This is a genomic window from Streptococcus halichoeri, assembly GCF_009870755.1.
Classification (GTDB): domain Bacteria; phylum Bacillota; class Bacilli; order Lactobacillales; family Streptococcaceae; genus Streptococcus; species Streptococcus halichoeri.
This window is the reverse complement of sequence record NZ_WLZU01000047.1, coordinates 1-5,123: the sequence shown is the minus strand read 5'-3', so window position 1 is coordinate 5,123 and position 5,123 is coordinate 1. Positions and strand designations below refer to the sequence as shown.

5 protein-coding genes and 1 pseudogene are annotated in these 5,123 nt (G+C 40.2%); 2 read left to right on the top strand and 4 right to left on the bottom strand.

What is annotated here, in order from left to right:
* The 4 genes and pseudogenes from GWD08_RS08825 to recX form a co-directional block, all read right to left on the bottom strand.
* Nucleotides 1–130: pseudogene (locus GWD08_RS08825) on the bottom strand (ISL3 family transposase); the annotation flags it as partial.
* A 295-nt stretch (nucleotides 131–425) separates the two neighbouring features.
* Entirely contained in the window at nucleotides 426–734 is a 309-nt protein-coding gene (locus GWD08_RS08555; protein WP_159546122.1) for a DUF960 domain-containing protein, read from the bottom strand.
* 58 nt (nucleotides 735–792) lie between these two features.
* Complete coding sequence (gene ntdP / locus GWD08_RS08550; protein ID WP_159565237.1) at nucleotides 793–1,326, bottom strand: nucleoside tri-diphosphate phosphatase; 534 nt, start codon at nucleotides 1,324–1,326, stop codon at nucleotides 793–795.
* A gap of 78 nt (nucleotides 1,327–1,404) precedes the next feature.
* The gene (gene recX, locus GWD08_RS08545) at nucleotides 1,405–2,181 is read right to left on the bottom strand and encodes a recombination regulator RecX (RefSeq protein ID WP_159565235.1); all 777 of its coding nucleotides are present in this window, start codon (nucleotides 2,179–2,181) and stop codon (nucleotides 1,405–1,407) included.
* Nucleotides 2,182–2,255: 74 nt separating this feature from the next.
* Between recX and rlmD the strand changes: the two genes are divergently transcribed.
* Nucleotides 2,256–3,617: a 23S rRNA (uracil(1939)-C(5))-methyltransferase RlmD gene (gene rlmD / locus GWD08_RS08540; protein WP_159565233.1), complete on the top strand. Its 1,362-nt coding sequence runs from the start codon at nucleotides 2,256–2,258 to the stop codon at nucleotides 3,615–3,617.
* Between the two features lie 458 nt (nucleotides 3,618–4,075).
* A complete protein-coding gene (locus tag GWD08_RS08535; protein ID WP_159546138.1) occupies nucleotides 4,076–4,693 on the top strand; it encodes a VTT domain-containing protein in 618 nt (205 codons plus the stop codon).
* Nucleotides 4,694–5,123 lie beyond the last annotated feature (430 nt).

Genomic DNA, 5,123 nt, shown 5'->3' with positions numbered 1-5,123 from the left:
GGAAGTCGTATTTTATCTGTTTTCCACCACAAGTCGGACACCCTTTAGGCTCATAATCCAGCCTTGCATAGAGTTCAATGTGCGTCTTATGTTGAAAAACGTTGTCTAAAGCTATATTTTTGTCTTTCATTCAGATTAATTCTGTGGTATTCTTAAGGTGTTCCATATGATGCTTTCTAATGAGTTGTTTTGTTGCTTCTCATTATAAGTCATATGGGGCTTTTTGTCTGCATGAAAAAAGCCCATCATCTCCAGAGTGGATTTACCCACTACAGAAATGATAGAGCTCTATGATAGAGTAGTCTTTATCTATCTGGTGTTTTTAAATATAGTTACCTATTTATATCTGGTCGAGCAAGGTAGTAAATAAAAAAACAGTTTGGTCTTATTGATTAACCTCAAAAAGTAGCCTTTAGTGAGCCTCTTTAGAGTTCATGTGGTAGTAAAATTGTCTCAATCCCGTGATTATCAACAGCATATAATGTCTTAGGGAGAAATGGATCATAGGGGTAGTGATAGTCAAAGACGATTTTTAATTTTGCCTTTTGGTTAATATAGGCAATTGAGAGAAATTGATGTTGTTTTTGAGTTTGAAAAACTAAAAGGCGATCAAGCGGCAGTAAACCTTTTAATTGCCGATCAATAATATCCCAGATTGTATCAATGAGTTCGGGTGGAACTGTGGTGGCAACCCCAAAACTTGCATAGCGTTCTTTTGTATTTTGAAATGCCATTGTGAAACCTCCATAGGTTAAGTGTGAAAGCACTCCGTATTGGAGTGCTTGACAACTATTAACGATTCTTCAGTTCAAGATAACGTTTGTACCAAATATGAATGTATGCCTTGGAAAAGGGTCCCTTCTTATTGTTAATCCAGTCCACAAGTATCTTGACATGCTCTTTTAGGATGTCGTCAATGTCTTTTGGGTAATGCATCTTTTTCTTGTGCAACTCATATTCGTCAACATCAAGCAGCCGCTTTTCTCCATCGGCAAAGACTTTAACATCCAAGTCATAATCAATATATTTTAAGGCTTCCTCATCAATGAGATAAGGACTAGCTAGATTACAGTAATAAGAAGTACCATTTTCACGGATCATTGCGATGATATTGAACCAATATTTTTTGTGAAAGTAGACAATGGCAGGCTCACGTGTGATCCATCGTCGCCCATCACTCTCAGTCACTAATGTATGGTCGTTAACGCCGATTAAAGCATTTTCAGTTGTCTTTAGTACCATTGTATCACGCCAAGTACGATGTAATTTGCCGTCATGCTTATAACTTTGAATTGTAATAAAGTCGCCTTCTTTAGGTAATTTCATGCCCTTTCCAACTTTCTACAATTAAACTTATCCTCTATAGTTTACCATAAATTCACTGCAAAAGCACCCATTTGACGCCTAGAGTACTTGACGCAGATAGGCCTTAATATCATCACTATCATAGCCTTTGCGGTATAAGCCCTGAAAAAGTTTTTGGTGTAAAGCAAAATCCTCGTATTTTTTACGGTAGTTTCGATAGAGTTTTTCAAAGTCCTTGGCTAATAGCTGTGCTGTTTGTTCATCATCACTGGCAAAAGCTAGAGAATCAGTGACCTCTTGGATTAAAGCGTAGGAGAAACCTTTGTTGCGAAGCTGTTGCTTTATTTTTGTCAGTTGAGCCTGAACAGGATACTTATTAGCATATTTGCTTTGCAAGTGTTGCGCTAGCTTTTTGGCGATGGGTTCAAAGTCAATTGCTGAAAGCTGTGCTTCGATTTGTTCTTTGTTAAGTCCTTTTTGTTGTAATTTTTGTTTGATAACAAGTGGCCCCTTATCACCACTGCTAGTATTTTGCCGCAAATAGTTTGCAATGTATTGCTCGTCATTGAGCCAATTGTCTGCTTCTAGGTTGGCGATAATGTCAGGGATAATAGCTGCTTCAATAGCATGTTTTGTCAAATAGTCCTTAACTTGGGCACTGGTGCGATTTTGAAAGGAAAGAAAGTACAGAGCTAAATTCTTGCCATGTGAGAATTGTGCAAAGTTTTGAATTTGGTCCAGTTCTTTAAGGCTTATTTCCTTGTCTTTACTAAGCATAAAGCGGACAATTGTGTCCTCTGTCACGTAGTAGGTGGATTGATCGCTCATTTCTATTTTATAGAGACGTTTTTTCTTCTCGATTTTACTGATTTTCATACTAAGTATTATATCAAAAAATGGTAAAATAAAAGGAAACCAACACTGGTTAACATAAAAAGGAGCTAAAGATAATGCCACTACTACAGGAGCGCCAGCGCATTCCCTTAAAAATCAAACGCATGGGTATTAACGGAGAAGGTATCGGGTTTTATAAAAAAACGCTAGTATTTGTACCGGGCGCCCTTAAGGGTGAAACTGTTTTTTGCCAAATTGTTAGTGTTAAGAAAAACTTTGTCCAAGCAAAGCTACTCTCCATTGAGAAGGCCTCAAAAGCTCGGGTGCAGCCGGCTTGTGGCATTTATGAGCAATGTGGTGGCTGCCAAATCATGCATCTAGCTTATGAGCAGCAGCTAGATTTTAAAACGGACGTCATTCGCCAGGCTCTTAAGAAATATCGGCCAGCTGGCTATGAAGCTTATGAAATTCGTAGAACCTTAGGTATGGAAGAACCAACACATTACCGGGCAAAATTACAATTTCAAATTCGTAAGTGGCGACAAAAGGTGCATGCGGGACTCTATGCCCAAAACTCTCACAAGTTAATTCCGATTGAAGATTGTCTGGTCCAAGACAGCCAAACACAAGAGCTAATCAATGCGATTACGCGTTTACTGGAGAACTATAAATTACCGATTTATCAAGAAGGTAAATCTGAGGGCATCCGAACGGTGATGGTCAGAAAGGCAAAGGCTACAAACCAATTACAGGTGATTTTTGTAACCAGCAAAGAAGTTCGCCTGGGCTTGCTTGCTGCCGAATTAGCGCAAGCCTTTCCCCAACTCAAGACAATTGCTATCAACTATAATCGGGCCAAGACGAGTGACATTTACGGCCTTAAAACAGAAGTGGTCTGGGGTGCAGACACGATTGAAGAAGAGGTCTTGCATTACCACTTTGCCTTATCGCCACGGGCTTTTTACCAACTCAATCCCAAACAAACGCAGGTGCTCTATCAAGAAGTTGTCCGGGCCTTGGAGGTAGAAGAGACAGACCATATCATTGATGCCTATTGTGGGGTGGGGACAATTGGTTTTGCCTTTGCTGATAAGGTAGCCAGTGTACGGGGGATGGATATTATCCCTGAAGCTATTGCAGATGCAAGAGCCAATGCACAGAATATGGGCTTTACAAATACCTACTACGAAGCAGGAAAAGCTGAAGAAGTGATTCCGCGCTGGTATCAAGAGGGTTACCGTGCTGATGCCATTATTGTTGATCCTCCTCGTACTGGCTTAGACCGTAAGCTGTTGGAAATGATTGTGGCTTATCGCCCACGTAAAATGGTCTATGTCTCTTGTAACACCTCTACCCTAGCGCAAGACCTGGTGACCTTAGCCAAGTACTATCAGGTGGACTATATCCAGTCAGTTGATATGTTCCCGCATACAGCCAGGACCGAGGCTGTAGTGAAACTCCAAAGGAAGAAAAGGTAAAACTCCCTTGATTTCAAGCGTTTTCCAGACACTGTGTCTTGGTCTAGCAGGATTTGAAAAAGTTCTTAAAAAGAAGGTCTACTACTGATGCAAACGATGAAACCAGTTTTATTTCTGTATTGGGTGCAAAAATTGGACTTTTAATTAAGGAGTAAACTATTACATGCTTGTCGCTGCTCTTACTAGCTTGCTAGTCTGACATTGTTGCCTTTAAAAGCGCATCTGGCTTAGTGAGAATGTTTTCCTGACGGATTTGCTAGAAATAGGTTATAATAGGTAGAGATTCTTGGGAAATAAAAGCTAAAACCTCTTTGTAAGGGTTGAATGGCTCTACTCCCAAAGTTCAAGTACATTTAAGGCTCTGGTTGGTTAGGCTGGCTGTTTATAGGCAGAGCAGCTAAATATTTTGCCCTCTAAGCGGGCGCATTTTAAAAAGGACCTAGTGATAAAGGAAAGTCATGTTTACACAGTTTATTAATGCTATTTTGACCCAATATGGCTTATATGCCTTTTTGATTATTTTTGTGATTATTTTTGTTGAAACGGGCTTGGTCTTTTTCCCTTTCTTGCCAGGGGATTCCTTGCTTTTTATGACGGGCGCTTTTTTAGCAAAGAGCGGTTATCAACCAATCCCTTTTATCCTTTTGCTGACAGTGGCGGCGGTTTTAGGTGATTATCTCAACTATAGTTTAGGCCACAAGTATGGCTTAGGCCTTCGTAAGGTTCCCTATTTAGGAAAATTCATTAAAGACAGCCACTTGGCTGAGACGGAGCATTTCTTTGCCAAATATGGTAATCTTGCCATTTCTCTTGGCCGTTTTGTGCCCATTGTTCGAACCTTTATTCCCTTTATCTCCGGTTTAGGCAAGATGGATCGCAAAAAATTCTTCACCTTTAATTGTATTGGCGGGCTGGCTTGGGTTTTAGTAGGCTTGCTTTCTGGTTTCTTCTTTGGGAGTATTGCTTTTGTGCAAAAGCATTTCGAACTCATCATGTTGGCCATTATTGTTGTTTCGGTACTACCGGTGATTGTCGTTGTGTTAAAGCGGCAGTTAAAGTCTAAAAAAGGGGCCTAGGCCTCTTTTTTGAAGTTGCTCATTAGAAAAGAGTGACTCTAGGAGCTTGATGTCTGAGGCAGGGGGTGTTAGCTTTTAGGTTAAGCATTCTTGGGAGGCTTGTCCAATGCCGCAGGCAAAAGCAAAACTCATCGTAGCCGACAAAGGGGCTGGTCTTTGCTGCCTGCTAGCTTTGGGCTTGTTTGGCTTTTAGGAGATGTGTACCTTTGTCAATAATATGAGACCAAAGGGTGGTCAATAGCGACTATTTTGTGGTAGACTTGTCATGAAGCTTCTTTTTTGAGGGTTGTGTCGTCATTAGAATGAATCATTCCCGTAGTTAATATTGTTGTCCAATTTGTTATAGTCCAAAGGGAGATAATAATGACTTTCCTTGTCTTAACAATTGGTCAACAATATTCACTGATGCCCTTTCTTCCAATTAAATGCA